The organism is Pseudomonas asuensis, assembly GCF_014646755.1.
Classification (GTDB): domain Bacteria; phylum Pseudomonadota; class Gammaproteobacteria; order Pseudomonadales; family Pseudomonadaceae; genus Chryseomonas; species Chryseomonas asuensis.
In genome coordinates this window covers 1-17298 of record NZ_BMNW01000023.1, presented here as the reverse complement: position 1 = coordinate 17298, position 17298 = coordinate 1, and the positions used below count along the sequence as shown (strand labels likewise).

At 49.6% G+C, this 17298-nt stretch carries 16 protein-coding genes and 1 pseudogene; 16 read left to right on the top strand and 1 reads right to left on the bottom strand.

From position 1 onward, the window contains the following. Window positions 1-329 precede the first annotated feature (329 nt). The 3 genes from IEX86_RS23595 (at window position 330) to IEX86_RS23585 (ending at window position 4050) form a co-directional block, all read left to right on the top strand. Window positions 330-1415: a transglycosylase SLT domain-containing protein gene (locus IEX86_RS23595; protein WP_229685479.1), complete on the top strand. Its 1086-nt coding sequence runs from the start codon at window positions 330-332 to the stop codon at window positions 1413-1415. Window positions 1416-2128: 713 nt separating this feature from the next. Further along, window positions 2129-3064 (top strand): sigma 54-interacting transcriptional regulator, encoded by a 936-nt coding sequence (locus IEX86_RS23590; RefSeq protein ID WP_373290483.1) that lies wholly within the window; start codon window positions 2129-2131, stop codon window positions 3062-3064. 71 nt (window positions 3065-3135) lie between these two features. Beyond that, entirely contained in the window at window positions 3136-4050 is a 915-nt protein-coding gene (locus IEX86_RS23585) for a sigma 54-interacting transcriptional regulator (RefSeq protein WP_188868613.1), read from the top strand. 130 nt (window positions 4051-4180) lie between these two features. Here the strand turns inward: IEX86_RS23585 and IEX86_RS23580 are convergent, their stop codons facing one another. Next, the gene (locus IEX86_RS23580) at window positions 4181-6325 is read right to left on the bottom strand and encodes a type III effector HrpK domain-containing protein (protein WP_188868612.1); all 2145 of its coding nucleotides are present in this window, start codon (window positions 6323-6325) and stop codon (window positions 4181-4183) included. 554 nt (window positions 6326-6879) lie between these two features. Here IEX86_RS23580 and IEX86_RS23575 point away from each other — a divergent pair. From IEX86_RS23575 to IEX86_RS23520, 13 genes and pseudogenes are all read left to right on the top strand, one after another. Beyond that, on the top strand, window positions 6880-7233 hold the full coding sequence (locus tag IEX86_RS23575) for a type III secretion system major pilin HrpA (RefSeq protein ID WP_188868611.1): 354 nt from the start codon (window positions 6880-6882) through the stop codon (window positions 7231-7233). A gap of 50 nt (window positions 7234-7283) precedes the next feature. After that, entirely contained in the window at window positions 7284-8189 is a 906-nt protein-coding gene (locus tag IEX86_RS23570; protein WP_229685478.1) for a harpin HrpZ family protein, read from the top strand. Window positions 8190-8227: 38 nt separating this feature from the next. Further along, window positions 8228-8593 (top strand): type III secretion system inner rod subunit SctI, encoded by a 366-nt coding sequence (sctI, locus tag IEX86_RS23565; protein ID WP_188868610.1) that lies wholly within the window; start codon window positions 8228-8230, stop codon window positions 8591-8593. Window positions 8594-8603: 10 nt separating this feature from the next. Next, complete coding sequence (gene sctJ / locus IEX86_RS23560) at window positions 8604-9410, top strand: type III secretion system inner membrane ring lipoprotein SctJ (protein ID WP_188868609.1); 807 nt, start codon at window positions 8604-8606, stop codon at window positions 9408-9410. Further along, on the top strand, window positions 9410-9991 hold the full coding sequence (locus tag IEX86_RS23555; protein WP_188868608.1) for a type III secretion protein: 582 nt from the start codon (window positions 9410-9412) through the stop codon (window positions 9989-9991). The genes sctJ and IEX86_RS23555 overlap by 1 nt, the downstream gene beginning before the upstream one ends. Further along, window positions 9981-10553, top strand: a complete 573-nt coding sequence (gene sctL, locus IEX86_RS23550) for a type III secretion system stator protein SctL (RefSeq protein ID WP_188868607.1) — start codon at window positions 9981-9983, stop codon at window positions 10551-10553. Before IEX86_RS23555 ends, sctL begins: the two co-directional genes overlap by 11 nt. Before the next feature lie 103 nt (window positions 10554-10656). Then, window positions 10657-10881, top strand: coding sequence for a type III secretion protein (locus tag IEX86_RS23545; protein ID WP_188868606.1), 225 nt, complete (start codon window positions 10657-10659; stop codon window positions 10879-10881). A gap of 71 nt (window positions 10882-10952) precedes the next feature. Further along, the gene (sctC, locus tag IEX86_RS23540) at window positions 10953-13049 is read left to right on the top strand and encodes a type III secretion system outer membrane ring subunit SctC (protein ID WP_188868605.1); all 2097 of its coding nucleotides are present in this window, start codon (window positions 10953-10955) and stop codon (window positions 13047-13049) included. After that, entirely contained in the window at window positions 13046-13255 is a 210-nt protein-coding gene (hrpT, locus tag IEX86_RS25520; RefSeq protein ID WP_308423914.1) for an HrpT family type III secretion system protein, read from the top strand. Before sctC ends, hrpT begins: the two co-directional genes overlap by 4 nt. Before the next feature lie 6 nt (window positions 13256-13261). Next, the gene (locus tag IEX86_RS23535) at window positions 13262-13612 is read left to right on the top strand and encodes a type III secretion protein HrpV (RefSeq protein WP_188868604.1); all 351 of its coding nucleotides are present in this window, start codon (window positions 13262-13264) and stop codon (window positions 13610-13612) included. A gap of 73 nt (window positions 13613-13685) precedes the next feature. Next, window positions 13686-13950 (top strand): annotated as a pseudogene (locus tag IEX86_RS25240) (transposase); the annotation flags it as partial. A gap of 424 nt (window positions 13951-14374) precedes the next feature. Next, complete coding sequence (locus tag IEX86_RS23525) at window positions 14375-14854, top strand: CesT family type III secretion system chaperone (RefSeq protein WP_188868602.1); 480 nt, start codon at window positions 14375-14377, stop codon at window positions 14852-14854. A 15-nt stretch (window positions 14855-14869) separates the two neighbouring features. Then, window positions 14870-17077: a hypothetical protein gene (locus tag IEX86_RS23520; RefSeq protein WP_188868601.1), complete on the top strand. Its 2208-nt coding sequence runs from the start codon at window positions 14870-14872 to the stop codon at window positions 17075-17077. The last annotated feature ends 221 nt before the right edge of the window (window positions 17078-17298 follow it).

The following is a 17298-nucleotide window of genomic DNA, read 5'->3' as shown; positions in this document are numbered from 1 at the left end:
GCTTCGGTTAGGGGGATAGGTGTCGCGGGGCGGCCAGTTCTCATGTTCGGACTCCTCGACAGGCTTGAATCAACAAGTGTAGACCAAGGTTATGAGCTTAACTTTCGAGACACCACACTAGCCTACCGTCACTATACGGCTTGCCCATCTTCTACTTGCAGGAAAATAGATCGGCAAGCAACTCCCAGGCTGCATCTATTAATTTATAACGCCTTGCCAGCCGACCTTCCAAGTTGTCATCTTACCTATTCGGACTTTTCGTACAAAACCTAGGAACTGTTTATGACTTCGAACCACACAGGGCTGATCTGGTTGAGGTACCTACGGCTATGTCGCTGTCCTTTCTATTATCAACTGCAACGTGCGCGCTGCGGATATCATTTTTTTCCTTGATCGTTATATGCGCTAGCTGCCAGCTTAAAAACGCCTCTCCATCACAGGAAATCCAGCCGCCGCGGCTGGTAATTCATGAGCTTCAAAAACGTACGCGTTTGCCCGAAGACCTGCATATGCCTACCCGCGTTGTGGATGGAAATGATATTTGGACAAGGGTAGGGCAGCAGTTCACCCTGCTCAATCAAGTTGGTAGTAATACGCGGATCGATCAACAGCTGACTTGGTTGCTTCAAAACAGAAGCTTTCTGGCCAGCGCAAGCAATAGAGCTGGACCTTACTTGCATTTTATCGTGGAGGGCCTAGAGGAACACAACCTTCCTGCAGAGCTCGCACTACTGCCAATTATTGAGAGTGCGTACAATCCAGTTGCCGTCTCTAACCAGAAGGCGGTTGGGTTATGGCAATTCATGCCAGCTACTGCGAGAGATTTCGGATTAGAACTGACGCCTTCCTATGATGGAAGACGTGACATCATCGCGTCGACGCAGGCAGCCATGAAATACCTCACCCGATTGCATAAGCAATTTGATAATGATTGGCTTCTGGCCTTGGCCGCTTACAATGCAGGCGAGGGAACTGTATCACGCTCGATAGAGGCCAATCGCAGGAAGGGATTACCTACCGATTACTGGCACCTGAACCTACCGCGCGAAACTCAAGCGTACGTCCCACGCCTTCTGGCTTTATCGATGCTGGTTGGGACACCTGCAGGGTACGGTATTGATCTGAAGCCGGTAGCCAATGAGCCTTATTTCATGGCGGTTGAACTGAGGCATCCGGTAGACCTCACACAAATTGCACTGACGTCTGGAATTACAGAAAAGGAACTGCAGCGGCTAAATCCTGCCTATATACGTGGTAATACTGTTGGCGGACCAGGCCATTTGCTGGTACCCATATCCAAAAAACACTTGTTAATGGCTGGTCTTGATGCGTTAGGTAAAGTGGGAGAGGGTGGTGCCCATCATTCAGCTTTACAATTAGAGCAAACGGCGGTTGCAGCCGTACCTAATGAATGACTTGTTACTTATGTAGGTGGCAGTACCTTGTAATGGTTGAACAGGATTACTGCATGGGGAGGCTGATGGATAAATCAGTCCTCTTAAGCCTTTCTCATTGGTTTTATGGCAAATGATTACTTAATCGTTGACTAATAATATTACAATAAGGCATTTGCGCCTGACATTCTCATTCATTCTCTTTTCCTGACTCTTTACTCATTTACCTACAAGATGAGCGGTCACTCAGTTTGTGAATTATCCTTGCTATTTTCTGAATTTATAAAGAAGTTGTATCAATATATTCAAAGTTTAGTTGATTGATTACATTTTAGACTCCTTTTATTAGCCAAGCTGAATATTTAAAGAAAACCGCTAGCGTGATTTATTTGATCACGGTGTAAAGTTATTTCTCATAACTAAGACCTTTGATTTTATTAGTATTTACAGATTATAGAAAAATTCTCTCATTGCAATACAAAAAAACTATGGATAATTTTTAAAATATCTCAAACCTCATAATTTAATTAAATTTTAAATTTTAAGTCATTGATTCTTATAAGATTAATAAAAAATTCAAGAAAATAAACGGGAATTCATGAAACTATTTAAATGTCTTATTTAAATAGAACAATGTGACAATAATATTGTTTTTTATTTGTTAACTCTTTCACATAAATTGTGTTACGTATTGACGTGTTTGATTACAGAGTTATCTACTCAAGGTGACAACTGTGATGAGAAATGTTGATAAAAAAGTAGAAGTCGCTATAGGTGATCGTGCAAGCTCTAATAATAATTTTAATGACATCCTGGGGGCTACTCTGAATCCATATTATTTTAAAACGGATCTTCTGCTTTACGGGGAAACAGGTACAGGAAAGGATACGCTTGCTAAAAGAATACACGACGCCTCTGAGCGATCTGGTGCCTTTGTTGCATTGAATTGTGCGGCTATTCCTGAAGCACTTGCCGAGAGTCAACTCTTTGGTGTGATGAATGGCGCCTATACTGGAGCACATTGCACTCGACACGGATATATCGAAGCGTCAGATGGTGGCACGCTTTACCTGGATGAAATTGACAGTATGCCACTGGGGCTACAGGCCAAATTACTGCGGATTCTGGAAATGCGGGGAATCGAACGGCTGGGATCTACGCTCTTTATTCCGGTCGACCTTCGAGTTATAGCTTCCACCCAGCGTCCTCTCGATGAACTTGTAGAGCTAGGCTTATTCCGCCGCGACCTGTTTTTTCGTCTCAATATGGTAACGATTCGGTTACCGGCGTTACGCAAGCAACGTGAACAGATACTGCCGTTATTTGATCAGTTTACCCAGGCTACTGCCGCAGAGCTGAACAGGCCGGTTCCGGCCTTGGGCAACCATTATGTTCAGCTTCTACTCAGCCACTCGTGGCCGGGTAATATCCGTGAACTCAAATCTGCAGCCAAACGCTTTGTGCTGGGGTTTCCTTTGCTAGGTGCGGAAGGAGGTGATGTTAGAAACCCTGTAGAAGACTCAGGGCTTAAGTCACAACTAAGGGTGGTCGAACGATTGCTGATTGAAGATGCCCTCAAGCGGCATAATCATCGGTTTGATGCGGTATTACGGGAGTTGGACATCCCCAGACGTACGCTATATCACCGGATGAAGGAGTTAGACATCTAGTCCGGATCCCCTAAGGGGATAGATTCTCGCACAGGGTATGTCCCGCGCTCTTGAAGTATTCGAGGTCAAGAATGAGCGAGTATGATTTGCTTGATGACCAACTGGCTAGCGATCACTGCTTGCCAAATCTAGACGTCATAGCCTTAAGCCTTGGTGAGTTGGGTCTTGATTTGCTTCTGGCAGGCGAAACTGGCTCCGGAAAGGATACTCTGGCTCAACGTCTGCATCGGCTTTCAGGACGCAAAGGGCCCTTTGTAGCAATGAATTGCGCTGCGATTCCTGAGTCGCTTTGCGAAAGTGAGCTCTTTGGCGTAGTTAGCGGCGCTTATACTGGTGCTGACCGCTCACGAGTGGGTTATATCGAAGCGGCGCAGGGAGGTACGTTGTATTTGGATGAGCTGGACAGCATGCCGCTGGCGTTACAGCCAAAGCTGCTACGAGTGTTGGAAACACGTGTATTAGAACGGCTTGGATCAACCGTACCGATACCTCTAGATATATGTGTAATGGCTTCTGCTCAGCGTCCACTGGGCGAGCTTGTCGAGCAGGGAACATTTCGGCGTGATCTGTATTTCCGCCTTAATGTTCTAACACTAAAACTGCTGCCGCTGAGGCTCCAGCGTGAGCGCATCATTCCCATGTTTGACCGCTTCGTCCAGCTTGCGGTAGAGGAGCTGGAACTCGTTGATGCCAAGAGGGCTGACCCGACCATGTGCCAAGTGCTATTGAATCATGATTGGCCAGGGAACATTAGGGAGCTGAAGTCCGCGGCAAAGCGGTTTGTGCTGGGCCTGCCTTTGTTTGATGACGAGCCGGTTGAAGGCCAGGCGTCAACGACTGCACTGAAGTACCAGATGCGCCTCATCGAACGAGTACTGATTCAGGAATCACTCAAACGTAACCAGCATTGCATCGAGGCCGTTAGCCGCGAGTTGGATATTCCACGGCGTACCCTTTACCACCGTATGAAGGAGCTGGATATTTGATCTAACCCAGCCTGCACAGCAAGAGAGGTGTGAGCTTGATAAGCGCTTGGCAATCATGAATATTGATCCACACGCCCCGCCAGTTGGTTCAGGCGGGGCGGCTCTTTCACGAGGGAGAATTGCCGTTCTCTCAGTGAGCCTTGGGAATGCCGAATTGCTCTAGCGTAGGATCTACGTTGTGATCAAAGGATTCCTGCTTCTTGTGTTTGTTCACCGCGTCGATGATTGCCTTGATGCCAAAGCCAATGGCCAGGACCGCATCAATCGCCCACCCAATTGGCCCAGCTGCAGCACCCACAGCTGCAGCAGCCGCCAATCCCGCCGCTTCACCAGCAATAAAACCTACTACTCGACCTGCTACTGCGCCTGCCATACGACCCAGACCCGCTGAGGCATCTTTGCCAAGGCTTTGGGCTGCAGCGTTATAGCCTAGCTTGCCCAGTTCGGCTGTGCCTCTAGCGCCATCATAGATCGCTTTAGCAGCTCCTGAGCTATCGCCGTTTTTCAGTTTATCTGAAACAGTCAGCAGGCTAGCTACGCTGAAGATCGCGCCTCCTGCTAACAGGGTCTTGCCATTTGTAGCTGACGTTTGCTTTTCCACATTATCCCGAAGCTGGGAATACATTTGCTGGCCTGTCATTTTTTTCTCATCGGCATCTTTTGGAAGCGTGCCTGCATCTTTCAAATCCTTGAGTACGCTGGCGCCCTTTGCAGTGGTGGTTAAGGCTTTCATGGTTGCTTCAGCGTAACCGCTCTGCGCGGCGGTTGTAGCACTTTGTGGAATGGCCGCCTCGTACGCCAACTTTTTCTCATCAACTTGGAAGAGGACGTCCTTAGGGTCTGACTTCTGGTCCTGTTTAAGCGCACTTTCTGCGGCTTTACCTTGGACGAAGTTCTCCTGATAGGAGCGATCGATTTCCTGTTTGAGTTCTGGGCGGCTGTCTAATACTTGACTGGTTGTTGGTACGTTATCCTTGCCTTTGATGTCGCGCTGCAACTGGAGTTCTGCCGTCATATGACCGATAACCTGGCTGTAATCTACAGGCTTACGGTCCTCAGGCTTCTTATCCTTGTTGTCTTTGGCTGCTTGATCCCGAGCGGCCTGCATATCCTTTTCAAGTGCCTTACCCGATACCAGATCCGCATGGCGTTGGTTGACTGCCTGCGTTAGCGAAGGGTCGCTGGCAATCAACGTCTGTTCCTGTGCAGGTACTGCCTTATCCAGATAGGTCTTTACGCTCTTATCGGCCTGCAGCTGAGCGATTTTTTGCTGTAGCGCCTCCGAGGTCTTGTCCACTTTTCGTAGCTTGCTTCCCCCTTGGACTTGCTCCAGAGTTTCCTGCAATTTGACCATGACGGCTGCTTTCTGCTCGCCGGTGTATTTGTCAGGGTTGTTGAATACGTCCTCGTTGAGTTTGCTGATGTCTACGTTAGCCACCGCGTTACGGGTGGCGGCGTCGCTCATCATGGATGCAAACTCTCCACCATTTTTGGGCGCTTGTTTCTTAATCCAGTCGTCTATGTTTTTGGTACTGATCTTTTTATCTGGATTGTGGAGTGCAAGACTTTCTCCTTCGAAGCCTCCCTGATCAAGCATGCGTAAGAAACCAGGTTGTGAGAATGTTTTGGCTGTCTGGGCAAGCGCTGGCGAGAGGCCTGGGTTTCCCGCTTGCAAACCCTCCAAAGCATCACCGGTAATGTACTTATCAACTTTGCCATCTTTGTTCAAGGCGCCCGCCTTTGCTAGCGGCTCACTGGCGCGAAGCATAGCGGCAGAACGGACCATAGCCAGTGATTGCGGGTCTGCATTCGGGTTTTCCTTTTGATACGTCTCGACATCCTTTGATGCAGCCTTCGCGGCGTTTTCCATGTTCTTGATAAAAGATTTGTAGTCATTTTTAGAAATATTGCCATCGGGCTTTCCGCCGTGCTTGCTGGTATCCAACGCGGTCTTGAGCGCAGGATTTGCCTCGATGAAAGCGGTGGCTTTGGCTGAGTTATCCCCGCCTTCGGCCGCCATCTTGGCAGCTGCGACTGGGCGATTGAGTTCCTTTGCCGCTTGCTCGCGCTCTGCTGGGGGTAGATGGGCCACCAGTGCATCGTATTTCTTGAGTTCCTCTGGCGAGGAGTATTTGGAGGTGTCGAGGAAATCAGCCTCGGCAGCTTTGGGTGCGGTTTGTGTTTCATTGGCTTCAGCACTTCGCTGAGTATCGCCCACAGTGCTTGGATTGCCAGTCCTCTCTAGCTGTTCTGGCTTCTCAAGAAGGCGATTCATGTTTGGGCGGTCTGGTTGGAGCAGCCTTGACTCAGTGTGGTTCGTAGGTGGTTCTGGGGAGGCAGCAGAGCGCTCTAGTACTTTTAGAAGCTGTGTGAGTAGGGAAGCTAACCCCTCATGCGCTGGCGACGACTGTTCTGCCGTTGGCTGACGTATAAAAGGGACGTCGCTTCCAAATTGAATAATGTCAGCTGTGTTTGCCTTAGGTTCAGTAGGCATTGCGGTTGGCAAAAAAGATCCATCAAGGCTGCCGTCCGAATTGGGAACATTGCCCATTCCTGACATAGAGTTGGATACGCGCATCGATACTTAACCTGTATAGGAAGCCGGAGAGTAGAGGCTGAGTGGCAGGTAATGCTATGCGGTTCCGTCTTGAATCATTTGGAGCTAGCTGTGTGCTGTGTTGGTTTTGCAGCATCTATTAAACAAGCAGGGGGTTGAATAAAAGAAATCCAAAATTTTGTGATTGAAATGGAACCGATCCTGAGGGTACGCCACCCATTGGCACCACACGATGGCGTTGGTATCCATTATCCAAGAGGGGTAGCTCTAACATGACGTATAATATCAATTCAGTTAATAATCCAAGCACTGGGGTTACAGGGACCATCAACAGTGCCATTAATGGCGCTGGCCAAGTAGCACAAGGCGCTAATCAAGCCAGCGCTCATGTAAGTGATCAAAAAGCTGTCGTCGAAAGTACCGGTAATTCGCAAGCAGTAGATGCGCAGCGTAGAGAAAGTAAGCTCTCTGATGAGAATCAGGCAGCCCTTATCGGGCTTCAGGGTGAAGAGATGCGTCGTAAGCAGCAGCAGGACGTGCTTAATGCCATCAGATCAGGCAAAGAAGACTCGGCAAACAAGTCTATCAGTGCTACAGCACAAAACGCCAAAGGCATCAGTTTCTAATGTTTCTGCCCCTCTTTTTGAGGGGCTCAAGTCCAGCTTAGGAAAAGACTATGTCGAATATAAGTCCCGTTATTAGCAGTCAGATACAGCCGATGGATACGAATATCGGATCACTCATGCTGCAGGGAAAAGAGAGCACCCAAGGTAATCAATCGCTGAAAAACGTGATTGAAAAGCTGATACAGGAACTGACCGAAAAAGGATCCCTGGACGAAAGCTCCCCCTTGGGCAAGATGCTCGCTAACCATATGCAGGAAAAAGGCATACAAAATACTGGGCCGGACAGTCTCAAAGAGGGTTTAGAGAGTCTGATCAGTGACAAGTTAGGGCCAAACTTTGGCGCTGCTGAATCCTTTGGGCTGGGTGGTGGTCAGCAGGACCTGATGTCCAAAGTGCTAAATGGGCTTGCCAAGTCTTCGCTGGACGATCTACTCACTAAGCAGGGGGAAGGTACTCAGTTCTCTCAGAGCGATATGCCCATGCTGGAAAAAATCGCTGAGTTCATGGATAAGTTTCCTAAGGACTTTCCACCTCCAGATTCAGGCTCATGGAAAAATGAGCTCAAGGAAGACAACTATTTGAGCGGCAGTGAAACAGAGGCCTTTCGCGCCGCGCTCGACAAGCTAGGTGGGCAATTAGATGCCAATGCTGCGGGTGGTGCTCTCGGCCAGCCACAAGGAGGGCTTGGCGCTCCTCAAGGATTAGGTGCCCCAAATAGCCAGGGGAACTCCAACAGTGTTTCTCCAAGTAGTAACTCCGTTCAGGATCTTGAAACCTTGTTGATGGATTTGATCAAGAAGGGGATTCAAGCCACCTTGGCCGGTAATACAGGCAGCACCGGCAATAGTCCTGGGAGTGGTCAGCAAACCCTGGACAGCAGTGCAGTACAAACAGCTGAGTCTTTGATAACAGCCCTTTTGCAAGGAGGCGGTGGCCAGACCTCGTCTCTGAGCTGATTTATCCCTTCATCGACACCGTCTGTTGGAGATCTCACATGACTATTACTTCTATTAGCAAATCAAAACAGCCCCATCTCGATCTTGAGCAAGGGCTGGTTCAAGAACCCCCACAGGCGGACGTCGATCTTTTTTCAGCCGCAATGAATGCTGGAGCGGCGGCTGCCATGCCAGGGCATCTTCCGGCGATAGTCGCTGGAGCGCTGATCGATCGCGTACAGAGCACAGATAAGCTGTCGCAACAAGCGATGCGCAATATGAAATCTGCTGCAACCTCCGAGGACCCTATGGATATCACGCAGATGAGCAGAACGTTGTCAGCCTATTCGCTGCAAATGGCTGTGACCACGAAAGTGGTCAACAAAACGGCCCAGACGCTCGATAAGCTCACCAACCTGCAATAGGGATACCTCCGTGAATCGGCCCATCGCGACGCTATTACTGTGTGTTTTGCTCCTGACCGGATGTAGCAAAGAGACTGATCTTTTTAGCGGGCTTTCCGAGCAGGACTCTAATGACGTCATCGCGTCGCTGGCCGAGCAGCACATCGAGGCATATAAGCGCACGGAAAAGACAGGTATTGTCGTTTTCGTAGACAGTTCCGACATCAACCGCGCCGTACGGGTACTGGACGCTGCGGGTCTTCCGCGGCGGGCGCATACTAGCCTTGGGGAAATTTTCAAGAAGGAGGGAGTGATTTCAACACCCTTGGAAGAGCGGGCTCGGTATATCTATGCCCTGTCTCAGGAGCTAGAAGCAACTTTATCGCAAATCGACGGGGTGATTGTGGCCCGTGTCCATGTGGTGTTGCCCGAACGAGTCGCACCGGGCGAGCCGGTACAGCCCGCATCGGCAGCAGTATTTATCAAGCATGCCACTTCGCTTGATCCGGATAGTGTGAGAGGGCGTATCCAGCAAATGGTCGCGAGTAGCATTCCGGGAATGTCGGGTGCGACCTCGCCAGACTCCAAGAAATTTTCCATTGTATTTGTGCCGGCGGCTGAATTCCGCGATACGCAGCGCCTGGTCAGCCTCGGTCCCTTCATGATCAATAGCGAGCAGGCTGCCTTCTGGGGACGCTTGTTCTGGATGGCACCAGTGGGGTTTGTTCTATTGCTCATGATAATGATGCTGATGGTTCGCTCAGATTGGCGTTCAGCTTTACTGCAACGGGTGTTATCACGCCGTAGCGGTGGGTCAAACATGCCGAGCCGAATCTAATGTTGATTGATACCGCCAAGCGCTGGACACAATGGTGGTGTAATGCCTGGGAGGAAGCGCATCCCACTTGGAAAGCTCGATTTTCCGAGCAGGTAGGCTTGCCACTTTCTATATGCGAGCAGCTCGCCCAGCATCGGTGCGAGGCATTTATGAGTTTCGCCGAGATTACGACGGAACAGCCTCCTGAACCGGATGACAGAGTCTTGCAGTGGTTAACGTTGAATGCGGCGCAAAATGAGCTCGCGTTAATGTTGGTAGACCACATCTGTTCTTCCGGGCACTCAGATCTTCCCACGCTCGATGAGCATGATGTCTGGTGTCGTAGTGTAGCCAAGGCACTAAGGCCGGGACTCTGGCTGCATGGTCATACAGCTGACCCTCGGCTCCTACTTGGGGTCTGGTTAGGAGTGCGGTACTGGCCTAGGCTGCGGTTGTATTGGCCCTTGGACTCGTTGAGCGATCTTGCTGGGCATAGTCTGCTGCTCAATGCCGCTGCTGTTTCAAAGCTTCAAACGCTGTGGCCTGCAGTATTGTGGCGCGTCACAGCGCTGAACCCACCGGAGACGGTACATGCTGGTTAAGCGCACTCTTTCTTTAGGTTCGCCCGTCATTAATGAGCCTATTCTGCGTCGCGAAGCGATTGCTGATGCTTGGCGAGCACAAGAAGTCCTAGACCAAGCCCTACAACAGGCTGACCTAATCCGAGCTAAGGCAGTGGAAGAGGGACAGCAGCAAGTCGATCAAACGATCGGTGAATTCTGGAACATCGCCAACGCCTTTTTACAGACACTCGAAGCGGAGCGAGAAGCCTTTAGGCGAGACATACTGATCTCGGTTGAAGAGCTACTGAATCTGTCATTGTCACGGTTATTGGATGATACCGATCTGCCAGAGCGAATCAGGGCATTATTACGCGATCTGGCCCAAAGTCAGTCGGTTGATATGGTTGCCACCCTGAACTGTCATCCTGACCTTGCCGAGAGCGTATCTCAATGGCTGTCACACAGTCGCTTTGCTGCGTTGTGGCGGATTGAAAGCGACGCGTCGATGCCTCTTGCAGCCCTGCGACTCAGCCATGCCACGGGCGCCTTTGAGGTTGATTGGGACAGTTTGCGCAATGGATTGATGATCATGTCATCATAAGTATCTTAGCCAAGATGTTCTCGATTGCCGTGCAACGGTAAATATGGAACTACTAGCACCATCGGCTCCACTCAAGGCTGGATCCTTCAGATGGAGTTTCAGAATGTTTAATTTCAAAAACCTGCAAAATCGCCTCGATCACGCTTACAAAAACGCTCAAATCGAGACGGACTATACTGCCCTTGAAGCGAGCGATAGTGGTGACATTGAGGATATGCATGCCTTCAATGATGCTAGCCGTAAAATGGCTGTTGCCAGCACTATTCTTGGCGAATCGCTTCGCGCCAAGCACGGCATTACCAAAGCCATCATCGATGGTATCCAGTAAGCATTGAGCACTGCTCAAAGGCGCAGCTCGTACGCTGCGCCGGTCTCATTTCCTAATGCCGGGAGCAAGAAATGCGAAAGGCCCTGATGTGGTTGCCTTGGTTATTATGTGTCATCAGCTCGCCGGTATGGTCGGCAGTACCGGACAGTTGGAAGCATACCGCCTATGCATACGATGCTCGGCAAACTGATCTCAATACAGCACTTGGCGACTTCGCCAAGGAGTTCGGTATGGGGTTAGACATGCCCCCTATGGATGCTGTTCTGAACGGTCGCATTCGTGCTGCCAGCCCGCAGGCATTTCTTGACCGTCTTGGTCAGGAAAATCATTTTCAATGGTTCGTTTATAACGAGACCTTGTATGTCAGTCCTACTCGTGAGCAAACGTCTGAGCGTATCGAGGTATCCCCAGAGACCATTGATGATCTTCAGCAGGCTCTTACCGACGTAGGGCTTTTGGATAAGCGCTTTGGCTGGGGCATCCTGTCGGATGAAGGAATGGTGCTGGTACGCGGGCCCGCCAAATACATCCAGTTCATTCGCGACTACAGTCAAAAAATCGAACCGCCGGAAAAGGCGGAAAAACAGGATATCGTCGTATTACCGTTGAAGTACGCCAATGCGGCAGACAGGACTATTCGATATCGCGATCAGCAGCTGAACGTGGCGGGTGTAGCCAGTATTCTGCAGGAGCTGCTGGAAAGCCGCTCACGAGGTGAGTCTATTAATGGCATTAACCTCACGCAACGCCCGGGCGGGACGTCCAGCGGATTGGGCGCCAACGGACTAGGCATGAACTACGGGGGTATGAATGCCGACATGGACATGGGTGTACTGGAGCAAGGGTTGGACCAAGTGTTAGGTCGTTCCGGCCGAAAGCCCCCCAATGAGAGTAATAATTCCCGTCAGAAGATTCGTGTCAGTGCGGATGTCCGTAACAATGCAGTGCTGATCTACGATCTGCCCAAGCGTCGGGCCATGTACGAAAGAGTTGTCAAACAGCTAGACATACCGCGCAATGTTATTGAGATCGACGCCGTCATTCTTGATATCGACCGCAATGAACTGGCGCAGCTATCGAGCCGCTGGAACTTCAACGCGGGCAGTGTCAGCGGCGGGGCCAATCTGTTTGAACCCGGTACGAGTTCTACGCTGTTTATTCAGGATGCAGGCAAGTTTTCTGCTGATCTTCGCGCGCTGGAGGGTAAAGGTTCGGCTTCTGTTATCGGCAACCCTTCGATTCTGACGTTGGAAAACCAACCCGCCGTCATTGACTTCAGTCGAACGGAATACCTTACGGCACTGGCCGAGCGGGTCGCCAATATTCAGGCCATCACAGCCGGAACCAGTCTCCAAGTCATTCCTCGGGCACTCGATACGGGTGACAAATCTCAGGTTCAACTGATCGTCGACATCGAAGATGGCCAGATCGATGTCTCCCAGATCAATGATGAGCAGCCTTCAGTTCGCCGGGGTAATGTGAGCACCCAGGCAGTGATTGCCGAGCATGGCTCCTTGGTCATTGGTGGCTTTCATGGACTGGAGGCTAACGACAGGATTAACAAGGTACCTTTGCTGGGTGATATTCCCTATATCGGCAAGCTGCTCTTCCAGTCCCGCAGTCGTGAGTTGAGTCAGCGCGAGCGTTTGTTCATCCTAACCCCGCGCCTGATTGGCGATCAGGTAAATCCCGCGCGTTATGTGGAAAATGGTAATCCCCATGATGTGGATGAGCAGATGAATCGAATCGACATCCGTCGTGATGGATTTGTTCAGCCTACCCGAGGCAATATCGAGCATGTTTTTACGCAGCTACTGGACGGAGTTTCTCCTGCGGGCTTCACTGTTTCTGATGCCTTGCCCTTTGAGCCCGATAGCTTATGCGACCCTGCCAATGGGCTTGCGCTTGACCGCCAACGCTCGCAGTGGTTTACCAAGAAAGAATGGGGGGTAGCTGTGGTTGTTGCCCGGAATCAGACCGATAAACTATTACGTATTGACGAAAGTCGTTGTGGCGGACGCTGGGTTATGGGCGTCGCTTCCTGGCCTCATGCGTGGTTGCAACCCGGTGCAGAGAGTGAAATTTTCATTGCTCTACGCCAACCGCAACAGTCCCTGAAAAATGCTGCGCAAAGTCGGCCATCACTGCTTCGGAGAGCTCTCCCATGACACGCTATCTCTATCTCATTATACTTGTCACGGTGTCTAGCCTGGCGGGTGGGTGTGCGAGCCGTTCAGGCTGCGCAGATTATGCGTGTGACCGTCCCGATTCCACCGATCGCCAATTGGTCATCTGGTGGGCTCAGGATATGCGACAGGGGTTAAATGACCGTGATCCACAGATAGATTTCACTGTAGTGCCGCTAAGGAATTAAAAGCGCATGATACGGACGGTCGAGAAACAGGCTTTTTACACCCTAGTGCTGGCTGAACGTGTAGCGATCTGGTCTGTAGCAAACGGAGTTTCCTTCGTCAGCTGCCGTGAGCACCTGGAATGGGGAATGGCCCTGCACATCCAAGAGGATGTGCTCACCCCTGATCAATTGCGAACGGCTGTCAAGCGTCGATTTTCCGAAGCTGAGCGTTACCGGAATTATTTTCTGTCTCTGGACTCGCGGTGCAAATTTGCTGTATGGCACGCATTGCCCAATTTTCTAGGATCGGATATGTCCCTTGAGGAAATTCGACGTAGACAATTTATCCTTACTGGGCTAGAGCATCTGATGTCGTAAGTATGTATCTGCAGTGGTCTAATGAAGCCGGACATCCATTTGGGTGAGAATGCTCGCCAGAGAGAGGCGTCTGCTGACCAAGCAACGTCGTTCTTTTACGCCTGAGCTCAAGCGCGAGGCTGCCAGCCTGGTGCTCAATCAGGGCTACAGCTATATCGAAGGCGCCCGTTCGCTTGGGCTGGTTGAGTCGGCGCTTCGCCGATGGGTGAATTAGCTGCAAGAGGAGCGCAAGGGTGTCACTCCAACCAGCAAAGCCCTGACGCCTGAGCAGCAGAATATTCAGGAATTGGAGGCCCGAATCAATCGGCTGAAACGGGAAAAATCCATATTTAAAAAGGCTACCGCGCTCCTGATAGCCGAGGAGCACGCGCTTTCCATTGATGGATCAACTTGCTCAAACGAGCCTATTGATCTGTTGTGCTCGGTCTTTGATATTCCTCGATCCTGCTATTGTGCCTGTGCTAAGCCAAGTGGCTAAACAGCGTGGGCAGGCCAATTTTGGACGGCGAGGAATCAGGCGTAACGGGGATGATAGGCCTAATCCTGAAACAGTTCCAGTATTAACGTAGCCCCTCATCGTTAAAGCGGCCGCTCAAGCGACAAATTCTTGAAGTTTAATACAGAGCTTTTGGCCAGTTGTCTACTCTTAGTTAGCCGACATCTGGTATAAGCCAACTGGAACTGATCTCCTTGCAATGTCCACGTAACTACATGCCTGCTGCTTCCTAGGGGCATCCGTCCAATAACAATAATAGGCCCATCATGTCCCTTGAAAGCTACCAAGCATTGATCAATGAGCTATGTAAACTCACTATTATACCTAACCCAGAAACGCTCTATGAAATGGCTAGCTTACGGGTACGGGAAATAAATTTTTCTCTACTTTATAACGAGAGCCCAGCCGCTGGTGAGGTATTGATTTATTGCGGGTTCGGCCCACTCCCGCAACAGCACCGCGACGCAGTGATGCAGCGCCTGCTGGAAACCAACCTTCATCTCTTCAATGGTCAAAATAGTCCCTCGTTTTCTTATAATCCCGAAACGGGTCACGTAATACTCGTCAGTGTGCTTTTACTGGATGCGCTAGATGCTCAGCGGCTACTAGATATGCTCGGTTACCTCGCTGCTTTGGCTCAAAAATGGCGAGAAACTTATTTTTTAGATAATGAAAATAAATCTGCACAGCGTACCCCAGAAAGATCTCAGCACTCTGCTTCTTTCGCTAGAACTACCATTCGCTAATAGGTGGAGATCCTAATGACAAGTTTTTCAGGTATTAGGCGCTCAAACTCTATTTCCAGTCTTGACATTCAACCAGTTGAAAGTCGCTCTCCTAATAATAACTTGATGATTGCAGACGTTTCGCAATCATCAAGTCCGCCTATTCTACTAAAAGCCCATAAACAGCCAAAAGCTCTTGGACAGGATTTGATCTACAAGTTGCAAAGCGATATGACGCGGCTGGCGAGACTGAGTAAAAGCGAGGGGACTGATAAGATTGCTTTAGCTAAGCATCATATGATCATGGAAGGACGGTTACTAAGTAGTAATACTAATCATGATTTCTTGTCTACTCAAAATACTTTGCAGTCTATGGGGCGCTCTCAGCATGCTTGGACTGACTTCAAAGTAAATCAGGGAGAGTTTCAACAGCAATTTGAAAACCTTGCTCAAAGTAAATTTAGTTCTGAAGGTTTAGATCAGCTGCACAACAGCTTCATGAACAAAGTGGTCAATCAAATGACTGCTTATCACTCGCTTTACGATGAGATTTTAGCGGGAAACCTTTCTCAAGAGGAAAGAGGTCATATTGAGTCTGCAAAAAAAGCATTTGCTGGATTTGCTGATTATATTTACCAAAACGCTGAAAAGGATTTTAACAGTCGTGTCAGCCAGTGCGAAGAAGCAGTTGATAGCCGAATTAATAAGTTACAGGATGACATCGCTGCCCCTGGGAATTCTAAAGAGCATAGTGACACTTTAAAGTCTGAATTAGACCACTGGAAAGATCTAAAAAGTGATTTTAACAAAAAAAGCGAAGGGAGTTCTGCTTCAAAGGAGAAAGCAAATTGGAAAAATGGCTTAGCGCATATTCGGCGTGATGAGTTTGTAGCAGAGCTAAATAAGCAGAGACCTGGTTTTATAGAGCTGGCACGTATTTTTGTTAATTATGGCATCCCACAAGGCTTGGCTTCGCTCCTTCATTTTGGTTATGCACGCAATACTGCAGAGAATAGTCTTGAAGATCAAAGTTTTGCAGCTCAAAGCGTTGGAACGGGCGTTGCACTAGGCGTAGCCCATAAAGCTGTTACTGACTTTCCTCGAGCGCTGACTCAGCTTGCCATGGATAATACGATAGGCCTAGGATTAAAACCAGTTTCGGCAATGGAGGTGTTTCCTAATGCGCCAGCAGTGATAAGTCGTAACGGCGAAATGTATCAGCAATCTACAAATGAGCTTGATGCCCTGAATAATACTGCCAAACAGCATCGCCAAGGCTTTACTGATGTTCAGTCTGCAAGCAAGTTCGGAACGTTGTCAGGCGACTTTGCGGGTTTCCTCTCATTTGGTACGACCCACATGTTACGTGTAATAGCCCATGAGTTTGGGCAAGCAAACTTGCAGAGTATCCATGCAAAAGCTGTTGCATCTGCGGTAGCTGGTATGGCGATGGCTGGCGGCCAAGCAATAGCCCAGGCTACAGCAACCTATGGAGCAGAAAAAATCCCAACGTATAGAACTTTTCGAGTTCAGCAATCTATGGATGAGCAAGTTAACGCTATGGGTGCAAAAATGTTGGAGTCCGCAAAGTTTCTGAAGGGCGCCTCACGGGATGATTTGATCAGCAAAATTGGTGGAGCCACTGAGGGTATTTTGCTAAATAACCTTCTTGGCCTAGCCTCAGATGCTATTCCCGGAAAAGATGATTTAGAGAAGAAAACCAGGGAGTTATTTGGCGCTATATCAAGATCCTCTGTTCAGGATCTCAGCGGTAAAGAAATAAAGGAGCGTATTGGCAAGGCGCTAATCACCTTCCTTCAATCTCCCGCCGTGTTACAGCCCTTTTTCGCTAACAATCAGGCGGGTGCAGAGGCTGCCAAAGCCAAAGTGGACCGCACGCAAATCGGTTGGGAAAATACAAAAAATCCGGGGCGTCCATCCTTGCCACATGGCACTCCGGCAGAAACAAAAAGGCGTGTACTAGAAGAGACGTTTGATCGCACTCGAGGCTTATCGCAGGTCATTCCTCAAGCATTTGTTGAGCCAAGAAACGCAGCGGGTCATATTGCCAGCAACATAAGCGCAGCAGCAAGCGGCATAAGTAGTGCAGTCAGCAGTGCACCAACCACAACGCTCCGCCGCCGTCAGGGCAGACAGCTTAATACTGCCACAGAGGAGCATGAATTGCAGACTGCTCCTGTTCGCTCTAACCGTGAGCCTGATCTTGAGCGAGGTGAGGGGTAGCAGCGTCAAGATAGTTGATATTATCTTGGAATGGACACAGGGTTTAGATGTAACCGCTCGGTTAGGATAATCATCCTACTATTATGTCTATGATAGTTAGGGACGGTTTGAAGTAGGGGCGTATTAGTGAGGAATCGCCGAGCATCCCGTCGGACCCATGCAAAAACAGCCCGAATAGGTCAAAACGCAGCTATTTTAGTGCGTTCAGTGGCCTTTCATTG

Coding starts and splice junctions, on each gene's coding strand:
- IEX86_RS23595 (WP_229685479.1), top strand. CDS start 330: ATGTCGCTGTCCTTTCTATTATCAACTGCAACGTGCGCGCTGCGGATA.
- IEX86_RS23585 (WP_188868613.1), top strand. CDS start 3,136: ATGAGCGAGTATGATTTGCTTGATGACCAACTGGCTAGCGATCACTGC.
- IEX86_RS23580 (WP_188868612.1), bottom strand. CDS start 6,325: ATGAATCGCCTTCTTGAGAAGCCAGAACAGCTAGAGAGGACTGGCAAT.
- IEX86_RS23575 (WP_188868611.1), top strand. CDS start 6,880: ATGACGTATAATATCAATTCAGTTAATAATCCAAGCACTGGGGTTACA.
- IEX86_RS23570 (WP_229685478.1), top strand. CDS start 7,284: ATGTCGAATATAAGTCCCGTTATTAGCAGTCAGATACAGCCGATGGAT.
- sctI (WP_188868610.1), top strand. CDS start 8,228: ATGACTATTACTTCTATTAGCAAATCAAAACAGCCCCATCTCGATCTT.
- IEX86_RS23555 (WP_188868608.1), top strand. CDS start 9,410: ATGTTGATTGATACCGCCAAGCGCTGGACACAATGGTGGTGTAATGCC.
- sctL (WP_188868607.1), top strand. CDS start 9,981: ATGCTGGTTAAGCGCACTCTTTCTTTAGGTTCGCCCGTCATTAATGAG.
- IEX86_RS23545 (WP_188868606.1), top strand. CDS start 10,657: ATGTTTAATTTCAAAAACCTGCAAAATCGCCTCGATCACGCTTACAAA.
- sctC (WP_188868605.1), top strand. CDS start 10,953: ATGCGAAAGGCCCTGATGTGGTTGCCTTGGTTATTATGTGTCATCAGC.
- hrpT (WP_308423914.1), top strand. CDS start 13,046: ATGACACGCTATCTCTATCTCATTATACTTGTCACGGTGTCTAGCCTG.
- IEX86_RS23535 (WP_188868604.1), top strand. CDS start 13,262: ATGATACGGACGGTCGAGAAACAGGCTTTTTACACCCTAGTGCTGGCT.
- IEX86_RS23525 (WP_188868602.1), top strand. CDS start 14,375: ATGTCCCTTGAAAGCTACCAAGCATTGATCAATGAGCTATGTAAACTC.
- IEX86_RS23520 (WP_188868601.1), top strand. CDS start 14,870: ATGACAAGTTTTTCAGGTATTAGGCGCTCAAACTCTATTTCCAGTCTT.